The sequence below is a fragment of the Ruminiclostridium sufflavum DSM 19573 genome, from assembly GCF_003208175.1.
Classification (GTDB): domain Bacteria; phylum Bacillota; class Clostridia; order Acetivibrionales; family DSM-1351; genus Ruminiclostridium; species Ruminiclostridium sufflavum.
Window position 1 is genome coordinate 87,167 of the sequence record NZ_QKMR01000012.1, and the last position, 15,855, is coordinate 103,021.

General features: G+C 39.4%; 13 protein-coding genes and 1 riboswitch. Of the genes, 12 read left to right on the forward strand and 1 reads right to left on the reverse strand.

What is annotated here, in order from left to right:
- Nucleotides 1–7: 7 nt before the first annotated feature.
- Nucleotides 8–1,240 (reverse strand): AI-2E family transporter, encoded by a 1,233-nt coding sequence (locus LY28_RS10975; protein ID WP_242981229.1) that lies wholly within the window; start codon nucleotides 1,238–1,240, stop codon nucleotides 8–10.
- A gap of 288 nt (nucleotides 1,241–1,528) precedes the next feature.
- Here LY28_RS10975 and LY28_RS10980 point away from each other — a divergent pair, with 288 nt between their 5' ends.
- The 12 genes from LY28_RS10980 (at nucleotide 1,529) to LY28_RS11035 (ending at nucleotide 15,828) form a co-directional block, all read left to right on the forward strand.
- Nucleotides 1,529–1,900: a sulfite exporter TauE/SafE family protein gene (locus LY28_RS10980; protein ID WP_110462240.1), complete on the forward strand. Its 372-nt coding sequence runs from the start codon at nucleotides 1,529–1,531 to the stop codon at nucleotides 1,898–1,900.
- A 65-nt stretch (nucleotides 1,901–1,965) separates the two neighbouring features.
- Nucleotides 1,966–2,334 carry a sulfite exporter TauE/SafE family protein gene (locus LY28_RS10985; RefSeq protein ID WP_110462241.1) on the forward strand — a complete coding sequence of 123 codons (369 nt, stop codon included), beginning with the start codon at nucleotides 1,966–1,968 and terminating at the stop codon, nucleotides 2,332–2,334.
- Nucleotides 2,335–2,434: 100 nt separating this feature from the next.
- Complete coding sequence (locus LY28_RS10990) at nucleotides 2,435–3,379, forward strand: AAA family ATPase (RefSeq protein WP_110462242.1); 945 nt, start codon at nucleotides 2,435–2,437, stop codon at nucleotides 3,377–3,379.
- A gap of 25 nt (nucleotides 3,380–3,404) precedes the next feature.
- Nucleotides 3,405–4,484: a DUF58 domain-containing protein gene (locus LY28_RS10995; protein ID WP_110462243.1), complete on the forward strand. Its 1,080-nt coding sequence runs from the start codon at nucleotides 3,405–3,407 to the stop codon at nucleotides 4,482–4,484.
- A gap of 3 nt (nucleotides 4,485–4,487) precedes the next feature.
- Entirely contained in the window at nucleotides 4,488–5,756 is a 1,269-nt protein-coding gene (locus tag LY28_RS11000) for a hypothetical protein (RefSeq protein WP_110462244.1), read from the forward strand.
- A gap of 199 nt (nucleotides 5,757–5,955) precedes the next feature.
- On the forward strand, nucleotides 5,956–6,645 hold the full coding sequence (locus LY28_RS11005; RefSeq protein ID WP_110462245.1) for a TrmB family transcriptional regulator: 690 nt from the start codon (nucleotides 5,956–5,958) through the stop codon (nucleotides 6,643–6,645).
- 52 nt (nucleotides 6,646–6,697) lie between these two features.
- Nucleotides 6,698–7,948, forward strand: coding sequence for a diaminopimelate decarboxylase (lysA, locus tag LY28_RS11010; protein WP_110462246.1), 1,251 nt, complete (start codon nucleotides 6,698–6,700; stop codon nucleotides 7,946–7,948).
- A gap of 226 nt (nucleotides 7,949–8,174) precedes the next feature.
- A complete protein-coding gene (locus LY28_RS11015) occupies nucleotides 8,175–8,423 on the forward strand; it encodes a hypothetical protein (protein WP_242981231.1) in 249 nt (82 codons plus the stop codon).
- Nucleotides 8,424–8,727: 304 nt separating this feature from the next.
- Nucleotides 8,728–8,818: riboswitch (glycine riboswitch) on the forward strand.
- A gap of 173 nt (nucleotides 8,819–8,991) precedes the next feature.
- Complete coding sequence (locus LY28_RS11020; RefSeq protein ID WP_110462248.1) at nucleotides 8,992–10,143, forward strand: pyridoxal-phosphate-dependent aminotransferase family protein; 1,152 nt, start codon at nucleotides 8,992–8,994, stop codon at nucleotides 10,141–10,143.
- A gap of 87 nt (nucleotides 10,144–10,230) precedes the next feature.
- The gene (gene serA, locus LY28_RS11025) at nucleotides 10,231–11,838 is read left to right on the forward strand and encodes a phosphoglycerate dehydrogenase (protein ID WP_110462249.1); all 1,608 of its coding nucleotides are present in this window, start codon (nucleotides 10,231–10,233) and stop codon (nucleotides 11,836–11,838) included.
- Between the two features lie 139 nt (nucleotides 11,839–11,977).
- On the forward strand, nucleotides 11,978–13,129 hold the full coding sequence (locus LY28_RS11030) for a copper amine oxidase N-terminal domain-containing protein (protein ID WP_110462250.1): 1,152 nt from the start codon (nucleotides 11,978–11,980) through the stop codon (nucleotides 13,127–13,129).
- A gap of 443 nt (nucleotides 13,130–13,572) precedes the next feature.
- Complete coding sequence (locus tag LY28_RS11035; RefSeq protein WP_110462251.1) at nucleotides 13,573–15,828, forward strand: ABC transporter ATP-binding protein; 2,256 nt, start codon at nucleotides 13,573–13,575, stop codon at nucleotides 15,826–15,828.
- Nucleotides 15,829–15,855 lie beyond the last annotated feature (27 nt).

Below are 15,855 nucleotides of genomic sequence, written 5' to 3' on the forward strand. Positions count from 1 at the left end.
ACAGCGGTTATTTTTTCTTTCTAAGATTTATAAAGTAAACTTTTAAGGACTTCTTTTTTGGGGGCTCCTGAGGCGGCTTATCAAAAGCCAAGGTTTTTGCATATTCAGGATAGTACATATCAACCACATTTTTAATTGTTACCTTTATGGCGGAATAAAGAGGTATAACTACAAGTAATCCAATAAAGCCCAATATGGGAATTATGCCCATTAACAATAAGATAACCGTTAAAGGATGTATATCCATGCTCTTTTTCATAACCTGAGGAGAAATAAAGTTATTGTCTATTTGCTGTACGGCGAGCATTACTATAAATACCTTGAGAGCCATAAAAGGGTCTCCGCTTGCAAAGGATAAGAGTACAGCAGGAATTATACCGAGCCAAGGACCGAAAAACGGGATTATACAAGTAAGCATTGCAAATATAGCTAAAATCAGAGAATATTTAAGTCCAATGATTAAATAGCCTAAAAACATAAATATACCAATAAGAAAAGCAACCAGAAGCTGGCCTGCAATATAGTTAGACAACACTAAATCAATATCGGACAGTATTTTGCCGGCATTTTTTTTATGTGCCAAAGGGACAAATCTTACAGCAGACGGCAGAAATTTGTCGCTGTCAATGAGGAAGTAAAATAAAACAATGGGTATAATAATAATAATAGATCCAATGTTTGTAATTGCGCTAATAAAATTGATAGTTCCGGTTCCGAGGCTTTTGGTGATGTTGCCTGCCAATTCGGATATTTTATCGGTCAAATTCAGGCTCTGTATTTCGGGGATACTGAAATAGCTCAGGAAATTACTGTCTAAAAGGCTGTTAATCGTACTTTGAGCTTTTGAATATATATATGGCAGGCTTTGCCTGAATTCTGTAAACTGAGTTCCTATAACAGAGCCGGTATAGGTAATAAATACCGTTAAAGCAAAAAGAACAATCACAAAAGACAGCAGTGCGGAGAATACGCGGGGAAGCCTGCATCTTTCCAGCAGCCTTACAAGAGGCCTTAAGACATAGTAGAGTATGCCTCCGAACAGCAGAGGGAAAATTATAGAGTAAACAAAGCTTCTGAAAGGATCAATAAAGAATTCTATCTTTCCGAACATAAATATTATCAGCAAACCCAGTAAAAGATAACAGCCATATCTGAAAAACTTGCTTTTGAATAAACTGTAAGAGCCTGCATCTTTTTTGCTTGCATTGGTACCCATATTGTTATTGCTGTTATTTTCCATATACACCTCATTCAAATTAAAATTAATTTAAAAATTTTATCAGGGTTAATTACTTTACTATATGCGTTCATGGGTTAGTAATTGACCTGTTATACTAGATTATAATTTGTAATGGCAGAATATACAAGGGCTTATTGCCGTATAGTACTGACAAATGCCAGTCACATGCATCTTATTTTATAAAAATTATGGGGAATACTAATTGCGGAATATGATTAACAGCCTTATTTAATATATTATGAATCTATTTGGAAAAATGCATTTAATAATAGGGAAAGGGAAAAGCAAATGGCGGTGTCCGGAAAAGCTGTAAAAATACTTAAATATATTGGCATAGGCTTGGCGGCAGGAGTGGCAAACGGACTTTTTGGCTCGGGCGGAGGTACAATTGCAGTTCCCGCGATGGTGTTCCTGCTGGGAGAGGAGGAGCACAAGGCGCATGCTACGGCCTTGCTTATAATATTGCCCTTGACGGCTGTAAGCACCTGCTTTTATTTGTCAAAAAGCTATGTTGACTGGAGTATAACATGGAAGGCTATGGCAGGCGGTGTAATAGGAGGAGGGATAGGAGCCTTTCTGCTGAATAAGTGTCCGTCGGTCTTGCTTAGAAAAATATTTGGAATATTTATGATAATTGCGGCTTTTAAAATGATTTTTTAATAGTACGATAATTCAAAGACGGCAGGAAGAAGTAAAAGCCGTACGGGAAAGAGGGGATAATTAAGATGATAGTTGTGCTGATTGGCTTGGCAGCAGGGATTGTAAGCGGAATGGGGATAGGAGGAGGTGCAATTCTCATACCGGCTCTTGTGTTTTTTGTAAAACCGGAGCAGCATGTGGCACAGAGTGTAAATCTTTTGTTTTTCATACCGACGGCGGCAGTAGCCTTGATTATTCATATAAAGAATAAAAACGTGGATTTTAAAACGGGCATCCCCATATTGCTTTTTGGACTTGTTGGAGCAATTATCGGATCGTTAGTCTCTTTGTCGATGGATGGACACATACTTCGGAAAATTTTCGGAGTGTTTTTGCTTGCAATGGGGATATACGAAATTTTCAGCAAAGCCGGAAAAAAAGCGAACCGTAATTGACTTTTGGACAAAATTAAGACAAATTCAGGCAATATTTTAACCTGAAAAAATTTTTCTGTATGTTATAATTAGGAAAAAAGCAAAGGGTGTGCAAAGATTTATGGAGTTACGTGACATAAAGCTGCTGGCAGAAAAAATAAGGGGAAATGTATCCAGAGTTATTGTAGGCAAGGAAGATATTATAGATTTATCACTGATTTGTATTATTACCGGCGGGCATATGCTGCTTGAGGATGTGCCCGGTACAGGCAAGACTGTTTTTGCAAGGGCGCTGGCGGCCTCTGTTGATTGCAGCTTCCGCAGGATACAATTTACTCCTGATCTTCTTCCTTCGGATGTAACAGGTATAAATTTCTATAATCAGAAGGAAAACGAATTTACCTTCAGAGCCGGTCCGGTTTTCTCAAATATTTTACTGGCAGACGAAATAAATCGTGCGACTCCGCGTACCCAGTCCGCAATGCTTGAATGCATGGAGGAGAGGCAGGTGACAATTGACGGAGAGACAAGGCTGCTTTCCGTGCCCTTTCTTGTTATCGCAACACAGAACCCTGTGGAAATTCAAGGAACCTTCCCGTTGCCGGAGGCGCAATTGGACAGATTTCTGATTAAAACATCGATGGGGTATCCTGACAGCAAGGCAGAAATTGATATTCTAAAGAGATTTAAAGAGCATAATCCTCTCGCAGGTCTGAGTGCGGTTGTTTCTTCACAGGATATTGCGGAAGCATATAAAATATACTCCCGGGTCAGAGTGTCAGAGGATGTGTTTGTTTACATAGCAAAAATTGCGGAGGCGTCCAGAAAGCATTCCGGAGTACATTTGGGAATCAGTCCGAGAGGTTCGCAGGCTCTTTTGAAAACTGTACAGGTAAAGGCCTTGCTTGACGGAAGAAGCTTTGCAACGCCTGATGATGTCAAGGCCATGGCAGTTCCGGTTCTGGCCCACAGAATAATTCCGTCGGGCCTTTCGGGACAAAATATAAATGCAGGTGAAAAAATTATAAAGGATATCCTTGCCCACACTGAGGTGCCGCTTGAATGAGAACTAACCGCCACAAGGAGGAGATATGTTTTTTTTGCAAATTGCACTTACCTTGCCGTTGATGGTTTTAGCCGAAATTATGTTATACAGGTATTTCAACCTGAGAGGAATGACCTACAAAAGGACATTATCCGAAAGTGCTGTTTTTGAGGGCGAGAAGATTTTTATGGTTGAAGATATAGAGAATAATAATTTCCTTCCAATAGCATGGATGAAGGCGGAATCTTTGATTAATCCCAATTTGAGACTCGGCGCTGCTAAAAACATACAGACATCTCAGGGAGGATACCATAGAAGCGTTTTTTCAATAATGCCCTTTTACCGTCTGAGGAGAACCTATGAAATGACCTGTATGCTGAGAGGTGACTATAGCGTAGGGAATGTAACCATTACCGCGGGAGACATATTCGGATTGATGTCCAAAATCGTTACATATGATAATGAAACAAGGCTGCTGGTGTATCCCAAGCCCTTGAATATGGAGGAAATGGTAAAATGCTTTCACTCCTTGCAGGGAGATGCGGTGGTGAGGCGCTTTATAAACCCTGATCCTTTTTTTGTTGCAGGTGTAAGAGAATACCAGACGGGAGATCCCATGTATTCTGTGAATTGGAAGGCAACTGCCCGTACCAATTCCTTGCAGGTATATAAGTATGATTATACTGCAAACTCAAATATTATTATTCTTTTTAATATTGATGCCGACAGCAGACAGGATTTGCTTCCTAACGAAGAGGAGGGAAAAAGAATTGAATATGGTATTCATTTTTGTGCGGCTGTTGTTGAAAGGATGATAAGCTTAGGTATTGCAACGGGATTTTGCTCAAATGGTCATTTCAGAGAGGAAGAGGACTTCGTAAGCATCCCTTCACGCTGCAGCAGACCACAGCTTTATACTGTTTTTGAGGCCTTGGCTAAGCTGCGGCTTAATAGGGCGATATCCTTTCACACATTGATAAAGACAGTAAGAAATACAATACCGAAGGAAACAGACGTTTTAATCATATCCCTTTATACTGATGAAAGAATTGAGGAGGAAATTTTTGAACTCAGACGAAGCGGACATCAGGTGGAAAAGTGGGTGATTCCGGAAGGAGAGGTGTAGGGCTTGGCAGGCTTGTTTTTAGTGACATGTATGATGGAGTGCTTTGCACTTGTACCAATAGGCTTTGTTGTTTTTCAGTTTTTTTTGCCCGGTGGCAGTGCATTTATACTGTCACTGGCATTATGCGGTGTATCTGCCGCTGCATACTGTTTGTGCCGTTTCAGGCTGAAGACATATATATACAGAATTATATCGGTTTTGGCCTCGGCTGCAATTGCATATCTTGCGGCCGGCAGCGAGAGTATTCTTTTGAAGATAGTTTTTGTTATATGCCTTTATATCTTTTTAAATGCGAGAAGAGAGATGAATCCTGATAAAAGCTTGGCTGTGCAAACAGCGGCGGCGGCTTTGCTTTTTAATATACTTCTGGCCTTTATTGCTTCAAAAGGCATAGCCGGGATTTCAGAGCTGTATAGCAATGCTGCTGTTCTTATTTCTACTGTTTCAGCTGTAATCTTGCTGATATTGAAGCAAACTGACGATTCACGCAGGTTTGGCAAGAATAATATGAGAATCGGCAGTACCCAGCGCAGAAATAACAGAACCTTTGCAATTGCTTCACTGCTGCTTCTTTTTGGAGTGAGTGCCGTTGGACAGGTTCAAAACATATACCGGTTTGCAATAAGTATTATTGCAGGGCTTATAAATGGTTTGGGATACTTGTTGGGCATTATTGGGTTTAAGGAGACTCAAAAGAGTATTCAGCCTGATTTACAGGCGAATGTGGAGTCGGCGGAGCCTTCCATGCTCCAGAGAATAATAGAGGCGGTTGTAAAAGTACTGATTATAGCCGCATTATTGTCATTAGCCATATTAACGGTTTACTTTTTTATCAGGTCAGTAATAAAGCTTATTATCAGAATTACAAATTGGCTCAGAAATGGAGAGAGAATAACAGACAGGTCTTATGAGGACGGTCATATCGATGAAAAGCAGAGCTTGTACAGAAGAAATCTGATTAACATGGCAAGAAAGGTCAGTAAGAGAGCAGCGGGCTTATTTTCAAGGGAGATACCATATAATAGATTACCAAACGGTATAGAAAAGACAAGAAGGCTTTTCCGGCATTATAGAGATAAAGCGGCACTGGCAGGTGTTCATATGACAAAAGCGGCAACCGCTGAAGAAATTTGCAGGAGTGTGTCTGATATAGCACCGGAAACAAAGGAATTCAATACCTTGATGGCCAAGTGCTATTCGGCTGCGCGTTATGGGGAGACGGCGCCTGCAGCTCAAGAATTAAGCAGGCTTGAAGAAGACTTGTTAAGATAGCTGCTTGCAGAGGCAAGCAGCTTTTTTACAGCCGGATTTTTAACAGCAGGTTGACAATTATTATATATTAATATATAGTGGTTTTATACAGAACCACTATTTTTCTGTAAACTACAGGCTGAGTTTTGAGTTGTTTTTGAATTCTTAGAATGTTAAAATTATAAGGTCGGATTGACAGGCTTGTGAAAGGTAGGCTGGAATGGATGTTATAGATGCTTTGATGAATACAGGCTTTACAAAGCATGAATCAATACTGTATGTTGCTTTATGCAGGGAAGGTGAATTAACCGGATATGAAGCTTCGAAATTAACCGGTATTTCAAGGTCAAATGCATATCTTGGCTTAGCGGGGCTTTCAGATAAGGGCGGTGCATATAAAATAAACGGAGAGACCTTAAGGTATGCTCCTGTAGATTCTTACGAGCTGGCAGAAAATCTGAAAAGAAAGTTTTATCAGATTTTTAGGATTATTGAGGAGGAGGTTCCTCAGGTTAATAAATCAAAGGATACCTTTATAACAATCAGCGGTGAGGAGCAAATTCTGAATAAAATGAAGAACCTTATTAATCAGGCTCAATACAGGATATATATTTCAATCCACGGAAAACAGCTTGATTTTGTGCTCGGTGAACTGAAGGCTGCAAAAATAAGAGGCTTGAAGGTTGTAGTAATAGCATCGGAAGGTATCGGGCTCGAGGATATGATTTGCTATAAGGCACAGATAAGCTTCGGAAGCTTCAGGCTGATTACTGATTCCTCAAATGTCCTGACAGGACAGCTTAACGGAGCAAATTCCACGGGCTTGTTTTCAATGAATCAAAATTTAGTTGATGTTATAAAGGATTCTCTGACAAACGAAATTAAACTGATTCAAATAGAAAATAAATAACCTTTTAAAAATGTAAAATCATAATAAATATTAATAACGCGGAGGTACCAAAATGACTGAATACTATTCAACACAAACTAATTTTTACGGGGATTCCAGTCCTGAAAAGCTGATTAAGGAATATGGGAGTCCATTATATGTTTATAATGAGAAAATTTTAAGACAGCATTGCAGGGATATGAAGAATCTGGTTGATTATCCCAACTTCATCCCCAATTATTCAATCAAGGCGAATTCTAATCTTCAAATAATTAAAACTGTTCATGAAGAGGGCTTGAGGGCTGATGCAATGTCTGCGGGGGAAATACGGCTTTTGCTTCATGCAGGATATAAGCCCGAGGAGTTGTTTTTTGTACCGAACAATGTTTCGGAGGCAGAATTAAGGTATGCCGTAGAAAACGGAGTTCTGGTAAGTGTGGATTCACTGTCACAGCTGGAGCTTTTAGGCAAAATAAATCCGGGCGGAAATGCCGCTGTCAGATTTAATCCGGGTGTGGGAGCAGGTCATCATGAAAAGGTTGTAACTGCGGGAAAGAAAACAAAGTTTGGAGTTAATATTGATTGTGTTGCACAGGTTAAAGAGATTGCAAAAAAGTATAATCTGAGGATTTGCGGAGTAAACCAGCATATCGGCTCTTTGTTCATGGAAGGTGATTCATATATAGAGGGAGTCAAGTCATTACTGTCGGTAGCCGGGCAGTTTGAGGATATTGATTTTGTTGATATGGGAGGAGGCTTCGGCATTCCTTATAAAAAGCAGGAGGGACAGGCTTCGCTTGATCTGGCAAGCTTCAGGGAAAAGCTTACAAAGGTTCTGGAGCAATGGACCGATAAATACGGCAAAAAGATATTATTCAAATCTGAGCCCGGAAGATACATTGTGGCAGAATGCGGAATATTGCTGGGAACAGTTTACGCTGTAAAGAACAATTATGCACATCGGTATGTGGGCACAGACATTGGCTTTAATGTTTTGGCAAGACCGGTAATGTATGATTCGCATCATGATATTGAGGCTTATAGGGACGGCAAGCCGTTAAATGCCGAAGCCGCAGAGGAAGTAACCGTAGTCGGGAATATTTGTGAAAGCGGAGACATTATTGCAAAGGACAGAGCCTTGCCGGCAATACAGGAGGGGGATATACTGGGAATAATGGATGCAGGTGCTTACGGCTTTGCCATGAGCTCAAATTACAATATGAGGTTAAGACCTGCCGAGGTTATGATAAGGGAAAACGGCGAAGCCGTACTTATCAGACGAAGAGATACCTTTGAGGATTTGATTGCCCCTTTTAATGTATAATTAATATCTTTGAGCTGAATAAAATAATAGGAACAATTCTTCTGTCATTGTCATATTAATATAATAGAGTCTTTAGAACAGCAGCCTTATTAATGTCGTATTGTCTCAAGCATAAACGCGGCTATGCGATATTAGGCTGAAAAGAATTTTAATGCTTTGTATAAATAGGCTGAAAGCCGGACTCTTAAATAATTATGACTTTATAAAAGGTCATAGGCAGGAGGCAATGATGGGAAGTTCAGAATTAGATAATGTGAACTGGAAAGGCAATAGCCAGAAGATGTTCAAAATTATTCTGGAGGCTGTTCCTCCGATGTTTAAATCTACGGTTAAGCATGAAGTGGAAGCATGGATTAGTAAAAACAACGTAAGTGAAGTAACTGAAGAATTAGTTCTTCAAGCCTTTAAGGAAAAGGCTCCAAAGCCTATGTGGAATAAACTGTTTCCTCAATTGGATGCAATGAAAACAGAATAACAATTAAAACAACTTATTATTAATGAGATTTGAGTGGAGCTTTTTTTAAGCAGTTTCGCTCAATTTCTTTTTTTTACAAGGAATTATTACAGGGACAAGAGGCTGTGTTTTTTTAGATATAAATATTGTATTAAAAAAATAATAAAAACTTAGTTATTTCCTTGACATGATTTGTTAATTTAACTATAATAAATTTATTCTATAAATGAATATAGTCGGATGATTGTTGTGGGAGAGACGTTTTATTTTTTTTATGTAAAACTCACCGAAGGAGTAGCACTCTCAGGTAATAGAGACTACAGCAGGACGGACCTCTGGAGAGACCAGTGACGGCGCCGAAGGGGCAAGAGCTTTTAAGAGCTTAATCTCTCAGGCAAAAGGACAGAGTATGAAAAGTGCAATAGCACTGTTTTTGTGTGCAGCAGAAGCAGTGTTGCTTGTCAGCTTGTGTTTTTGGTGTATTTTAGAGGTCAAATATTATTATTTGACCTTTTGTTATACCTGTTTTTAAGTATAAATTAAGATATCAATATTATAAGATAATTATTATAAATTGGAGGAGAAAGTAATGGAAAAAGAAAAGCTGCTTATGACACCGGGACCGACAATGATTCCGCCAAGAGTGCTGGAGGTTATGAGAAGACAAATCATTCACCACAGAACGAAGGAATTTGAAGCTATATTTGATGGATTGGAGGAGGATTTAAGGTTTGTATTTCAAACTAAAAATCCTGTATTAGTATTGGCATCATCAGGGACCGGAGCTATGGAATCCGCCGTAGTAAATCTTTTTTCACCGGGTGATAAGGTGCTTGCTGTAAGCATCGGAAATTTCGGCGACAGATTTGCAGAGATAGCTGCCGCTTACGGATTAAGGGTTCAGAAGCTGGCGGTAAAATGGGGAGAAGCCGTTAATATTGCTGATGTCAGAAAAATACTTGACGAGGATGCAAATAATGAGATAAAGGCTGTTCTGGTTACTCATAATGAGACTTCAACAGGTGTTACCAATGATATAGAGGCAATAGGAAAGCTTACAAAGGATACTGAAAGATTGCTGGTGGTTGATGCAATCAGTTCATTGGGAGGCTTGGAGCTTAAAATGGACGAATGGGGGCTTGATGTTGTCGTAACAGGTTCTCAGAAGGCGCTGATGGCACCTCCGGGACTGGCATATGTGGGTATAAGTGACAAGGGCTGGAAGGCGGTAGAAAATTCAAAGCTGCCGAAGTTCTATTGGGATTACAAAAAATATAAAAAAGGCTTGATGAAGGCAGGAGAAAATCCTCCTTATACACCGGCTATAACAATTATGACGGCACAGGCAGAGGCATTGAAGATGATTAAGGAGGAAGGCCTTGAAAATGTTTATGCAAGGCATAAAAAGCTTGCATTGGCAACTCAGGCAGGTATAAGGGCTCTTGGCTTAGAATTGCTTCCGGAACAGGAGGTTTCTTCATACATAATTACTGCTGTAAAAGCGCCGGAAGGAATAGATATAGCAAAAGTAATTAAGACCTTGAATTTAAAATATGATATTATGATAACCGGCGGTCAGAAGGATTTAAAAGGAAAGATATTCAGAATAGGACACTGCGGATATACAGACGGCCTTGACCTGATTAAGACCTTTGCCGCGCTGGAATACGCCTTGAGCGAGGCGGGCAGCAGGGTAGAAATGGGAGCTGCTGTAGGAGCTGTTCAAAAAGCTCTTCGGTAAGCTGTAGTGCCATATGGCACTGAAGTATTCAAAAGTCAGCTGTGTTAATTAACATTTATTAAGTTTTATTTAGGAGGAAGTAAGGTTATGAAGATTATTGTTACTGAAAGAATAGCAGATGATGGTATAGAACACCTCAAAAAAGACGGTCATGAGGTTGACGTTAAATATGGGATATCACATGAGGAATTGCTTCAAATAATTCAAAATTATGATTCTATTATAGTAAGAAGTGTTACAAAAATAAATGAGGAGCTCATAACAAAGGGAACAAATCTGAAGGTTGTAGGACGTGCGGGTAATGGTGTTGATAACATAGATCTTCCTGCCTGCACAAAGAGAGGAATTATTGTTGTTAACACTCCCGAAAGCAATAGCATGGCAGCTGCCGAACTGGCTGTGGGCTTGGCATATGCAATATTCAGAAACATACCTCAGGCTCATTGGGCGGGAAAGGACAAAAAGGATTTCAGAAGAAATAAATTTTTGGGAAATGAGCTGGACCAGAAGACAGTAGGTGTAATCGGTTTAGGCAGAATAGGTTCAATTGTTGCCTCAAAATTGAAAGGATCAAATATGAGGGCTATAGCATATGATCCGTATATAACCGATGAAAAGTTTGACAAGCTTGGGGTTGAGAGATGCGAGACTCTGAACGATTTACTCGGACAGGCAGATTTGATTACCATTCACACTCCCAAGACAGCCGAAACAATAAACATAATTAATGAAGAGCAGATAAAGCTGTGCAAAGAAGGTGTCAGGATAGTTAATGCGGCACGGGGAGGCCTTGTTAATGAAGCTGCGCTTTATAACGGAATTAAATCCGGCAAGGTGGCAGCGGCAGCATTGGATGTACTCAGTCCTGAACCGAATTATGACAAGAAGCCTGAAGATCAGGATTACGAAAATAAGCTGTTTGAGCTTGATAATGTGATAATCACTCCTCATTTAGGTGCATCTACAGATGAAGCAAATTACAATGTCGGTACCTGCGTTGCCGAGCTGGTGGCTGATGCGCTGAGAGGAGATATGGTCGCGGCCGTAAACATGCCTCCTATGAAAAACAGAGAGGTTGGTGAAATGAAGCCTTATGTTGACTTGGCGGAAATGCTGGGTAAAATATACTATCAGGCTGAAAAGGATACCGTTAACAAGATTGAGATACTATATAGCGGCGAATCAGCCGAAAAAGAGACAAAATTATTATCTCTGTCCGTATTAAAGGGCTTTCTTGATGTTGTGGTAAAAGAAAAGGTAAACTATGTCAATGCGGAGCTTATTGCAAAAAATATGGGAATCTCACTGGTTGAAAGCAAAAGCTCAACCCTTGAAAAATATACAAATCTTATTACAGTCAAGTTTACAACAAAAGCAAAGACAATTGCAGTAGCCGGGACTATATTCGCAAAGCAGGAGATAAGAATTGTTGATTTCTTTGGCTACAAATTGGATTTTGACCCCACTCCGTATGTTCTGGCGATACAAAATGTTGACCAGCCGGGTATAATCGGGCAGATAGGCACAATACTGGGAGCAAACAACATAAATATTGCTGCAATGCAATGGAGCAGGAAGCAGGGCGGTGAAAAGGCGGTTGCCTTTATAAGTGTCGACTGCGAAGTTGACACCAAGGTAATTAATCTGCTGAAGGAAATAAAGGGCGTTTTAAAGGCTACATTACTGAAATTCTAAAAATTAATAAAATAATGGATAGCTGCGATACGTATAATCAGTCAATTTGAAATTTTTCGTAGAAAAGTAATTAAATTTGTAATACAATATATATATTCTTAGCATTTAGACTGCTAAATAATAACATTGGAGGAGTTATATGAAAAAATACATTTCAGCAGGTTTTGCTTTCGTTTTTGTAATGTTTTGTTTCGTGTTGCCTGTTTCAGCAGCAAACAATATCACTGAGATGCCGGATGTGAAAATAGTAATTGACGGGCAGACAGGTACATATGAAAACACACCTATCAATATGAATAACAGAACGCTTTTACCGTTAAAGGGGATACTGGTAAAGCTGGGTGTAAGCGATGATAACGAGCATATTGCATGGAACGGTAAGGAAAAAAGTGTCACAGTTCTAAAGGATTCAACAAAAATATATCTTAAGATAGGCAGTGAAAAGGCTTCGGTAAACGGTAAGGAAATAGTTCTGGATGCCAGTCCTGTAATATATAACGGCAGAACATATATTCCTGTTAACTTTATTGCAAAAAGCCTTGGTATGAAGGTGGTCTGGGATGCCAGCTCCAAATCTGTACTTATAAGGGAACAGGCTGAATTTGACAATGTTAAGGCAATTATTGAGAAGTCAAATGCCGCAATGGATGCGATAAAGAGCTGCAAGGCCCATGCAGATATTAACATGGATGCAGGGCAGGGCATGAGCATTAATATGAATATGGACATGACCATTGATATGCTGCTGAAAAAGATATATATGAACATGAAAATGGATATGTCCATTATAAGCATGGATATGGATTTTTATTTTGCTGACAATACAATGTACGTGAAGAGTCCATTGACAGAGGAATGGGAAAAGACCACTATGTCAGACAGCAAATATGCTGATATTTTTGACAGCAGCAGCAATGTAAATATATTGGATGGGTCTGATGCTTTATACGCCGGACTAAAGAAGGTCGAGAGCGAAAATCCTGATGAAATTCTTTTAGAGGGAGATGTATTTCTGGGAGAGCTGTTGAAAATGGCGAGTATGACGCAGGGAACGGATCTTTCGGATATTGTATTTAATAAATTCAACGTTAAAATATCACTTAACAAAAATACCTACAGAATGAACAATATTATCATGGATGTAAGTTTCAGCAATTTAAGTGATGAAACGCAGGCGGAAATGAGCATAAAATGTGCTTATACCGATTATGATGCTGCTGTTGACATTGTTGTGCCTGAAGACGTAATAAACAGCGCAGTCGAGAATCCTGACCTTGCAGAGGAAATTTAAAGATACATAAACAATAAAAATATGCAAATGGAGTTGATACCTTCTCAGCTTCATAAAGTCAATTACTATCGGCTTTCAGCCGATAGTAATTGACTTTGCATATTTTGTCTGAATAAATCTGAACAGGACATGCCTGTATTCTTATCTGTTTCAATTAAAATCTGAAATGCAAAGTCTAATGAAATTTTCATGTAAACATATACAAAACTTTTTCCCTATAAATTGCTTAATTTGTTCATTTATATGTAAGACATATATAAATTAATTGAGTATAATTAAGAAGTTTATATATATTATATATTTATATATATTATAAATTGGGAATGAAATATTGATGTGAATAAATAACTCAGCTGCCCTTTTAAAAATTGCAGGTGCTCATACCTATCAATGGAGGCTGGGTTGGGAATAATTGAATTATGCGGTAAAGAGAGGAGTTACGGATGGTTAAATTATTAAAGCACTTGAAGCCTCATATAATAACAATTATCTGTATAATTGGATTTTTGTTGATTCAGGCTATATGTGAGCTTTCACTGCCTGATTACATGTCAGACATTGTAAATGTCGGTATTCAGCAGGGAGGAGTTGAGAATGCGGTTCCTGAAGCAATAAGAAAAAGTGAAATGGACAAGATTACCTTTTTTATGAGTGAAGATGACAAGTCAAGGGTACTTGACAAATATACATTGATAGATAAAAGCAATCCTTCAAATGATGATACCGGTAAATATTTAAAGAGCTATCCTGAAATAAAAAACAATGACGTTTATATTCTTAATACGGACGATGAAGAAATTATTAAAGAGCTCAATACTATAATGGGAAAGTCAATATTAATTATTCAGACTATTGAGCAAAGAGGCATGACAGATATGAATGTCGGTTCTCAGGGAAGCAGTGCAAACCCCCTTGCCATGTTATCACAGATACCAAAGGATGCCGACCCGTTCGCTATATTGGCTAAGATGCCTAAAGAACAGCTGGAAGCTATAAAAAAGCTGGCTGATGAAAAGTTTGAGCAAATGCCCGAGAGCATTATTACGCAGGGCTCGGTTCCTTATGTTAAGGCTGGGTACGAAGCCTTGGGAAGAGACACAGGCAAGCTGCAGACAAATTATATACTTTATGCGGGCTTAATTATGCTGCTTATATCCTTTATCAGTTTAAGCGCTACAGTAATTGGAAGCCTGCTGGCTGCAAGAGTTGCAGCCGGACTGAGCAAGAGCCTGAGAAAAGCTGTATTTGAAAATGTTGTAAGCTTTTCTAATACAGAGTTTGATAAGTTTTCCACATCTTCCCTTATAACACGAAGCACAAACGATATTCAACAGGTTCAGACTTTTATCGTCATGCTTCTCAGAATAGTTTTCTATGCTCCTATTTTGGGGATTGGCGGTGTTATAAAGGTAATGCATACGGATACTCAGATGTCATGGATTATCGGAGTAGGAGTATTGGCAATGATGTCACTGGTTGTGGTGCTGTTTGTGGTTGCAATGCCAAAATTCAGGAGTATGCAGAGGCTGGTTGACAGGCTGAACCTTGTAACCCGTGAGTCTCTTACAGGAATGCTTGTTGTTCGTGCCTTCAGTACACAGAGATATGAAGAAAAGAAGTTTGACGGGGCAAATACGGATTTTACCCGCACAAACCTGTTTGTAACAAGAGCGATGGCTGCCATGATGCCGGTAATGATGCTTGTAATGAATGGCATTACGCTTCTTATTGTATGGGTTGGCGCACACCAGATAGATTTGGGCAATATGCAGGTCGGCAATATGATGGCATTCATGCAGTATGCTATGCAGATAATAGTATCATTTCTGATGATTTCTGTTGTTTCTATAATTTTACCGCGTGCATCAGTTTCTATTGCACGTATAGCGGAGGTTTTGAATACAAAGAGTGTAATTGGAGCTCCTGAAAGGGCAAAGGAATTTAACAGGGACCTTAAAGGCTGTGTTGAATTCAGAAATGTATCCTTTAAATATCCCGGCGCGGACGATGATGTGCTTACAGACATAAGCTTTACTGCAAAAGCCGGTGAGACAACGGCATTTATAGGAAGTACGGGAAGCGGAAAATCTACCCTTATAAACTTGATTCCTCGTTTTTATGATATTACGGGAGGAGAGCTTTTAGTGGATGGAGTGGATATAAGAGAGGCTTCTCTGCATGATTTGAGAGACAGGATTGGTTATGTACCGCAAAAAGGCATATTGTTTTCAGGTACAATTGAAAGCAATTTAAAATACGGATATGAAGGCGCTTCGGAGGATGAACTCAGAAATGCCGCTGAAATTGCTCAGGCAATGGAATTTATAAATGAGAAGGAAGAGGGCTTCAATACCGAAATATCCCAAGGAGGAACAAATGTTTCGGGAGGGCAGAAGCAGAGACTGTCAATAGCACGTGCTCTTGTAAAGAAGCCGGAAATATTTATTTTTGACGATAGCTTTTCAGCATTGGACTTTAAAACAGATGCGGCACTTAGAAAAGCCTTGAAGGAAAAAACAGGCAATGCCACAGTGCTGGTGGTTGCTCAAAGAATAAGCACGGTAATGAATGCAAATCAGATTCTGGTACTGGATGAAGGCAAGGTTGCAGGAAGGGGTACACATAAGGAATTGATGGAAAGCTGCGAGGTGTACCAGCAAATTGCATTATCACAGCTATCAAAGGAGGAATTAGCATGAAAAAAAATTATGTGGGCTGTAAAACAG

Excerpts from the sequence above, each read along its gene's own strand:
- LY28_RS10975 (WP_242981229.1), bottom strand. The coding sequence starts at position 1,240 with ATGGAAAATAACAGCAATAACAATATGGGTACCAATGCAAGCAAAAAA.
- LY28_RS10980 (WP_110462240.1), top strand. The coding sequence starts at position 1,529 with ATGGCGGTGTCCGGAAAAGCTGTAAAAATACTTAAATATATTGGCATA.
- LY28_RS10985 (WP_110462241.1), top strand. The coding sequence starts at position 1,966 with ATGATAGTTGTGCTGATTGGCTTGGCAGCAGGGATTGTAAGCGGAATG.
- LY28_RS10990 (WP_110462242.1), top strand. The coding sequence starts at position 2,435 with ATGGAGTTACGTGACATAAAGCTGCTGGCAGAAAAAATAAGGGGAAAT.
- LY28_RS10995 (WP_110462243.1), top strand. The coding sequence starts at position 3,405 with ATGTTTTTTTTGCAAATTGCACTTACCTTGCCGTTGATGGTTTTAGCC.
- LY28_RS11005 (WP_110462245.1), top strand. The coding sequence starts at position 5,956 with ATGGATGTTATAGATGCTTTGATGAATACAGGCTTTACAAAGCATGAA.
- lysA (WP_110462246.1), top strand. The coding sequence starts at position 6,698 with ATGACTGAATACTATTCAACACAAACTAATTTTTACGGGGATTCCAGT.
- LY28_RS11015 (WP_242981231.1), top strand. The coding sequence starts at position 8,175 with ATGATGGGAAGTTCAGAATTAGATAATGTGAACTGGAAAGGCAATAGC.
- LY28_RS11020 (WP_110462248.1), top strand. The coding sequence starts at position 8,992 with ATGGAAAAAGAAAAGCTGCTTATGACACCGGGACCGACAATGATTCCG.
- serA (WP_110462249.1), top strand. The coding sequence starts at position 10,231 with ATGAAGATTATTGTTACTGAAAGAATAGCAGATGATGGTATAGAACAC.
- LY28_RS11030 (WP_110462250.1), top strand. The coding sequence starts at position 11,978 with ATGAAAAAATACATTTCAGCAGGTTTTGCTTTCGTTTTTGTAATGTTT.
- LY28_RS11035 (WP_110462251.1), top strand. The coding sequence starts at position 13,573 with ATGGTTAAATTATTAAAGCACTTGAAGCCTCATATAATAACAATTATC.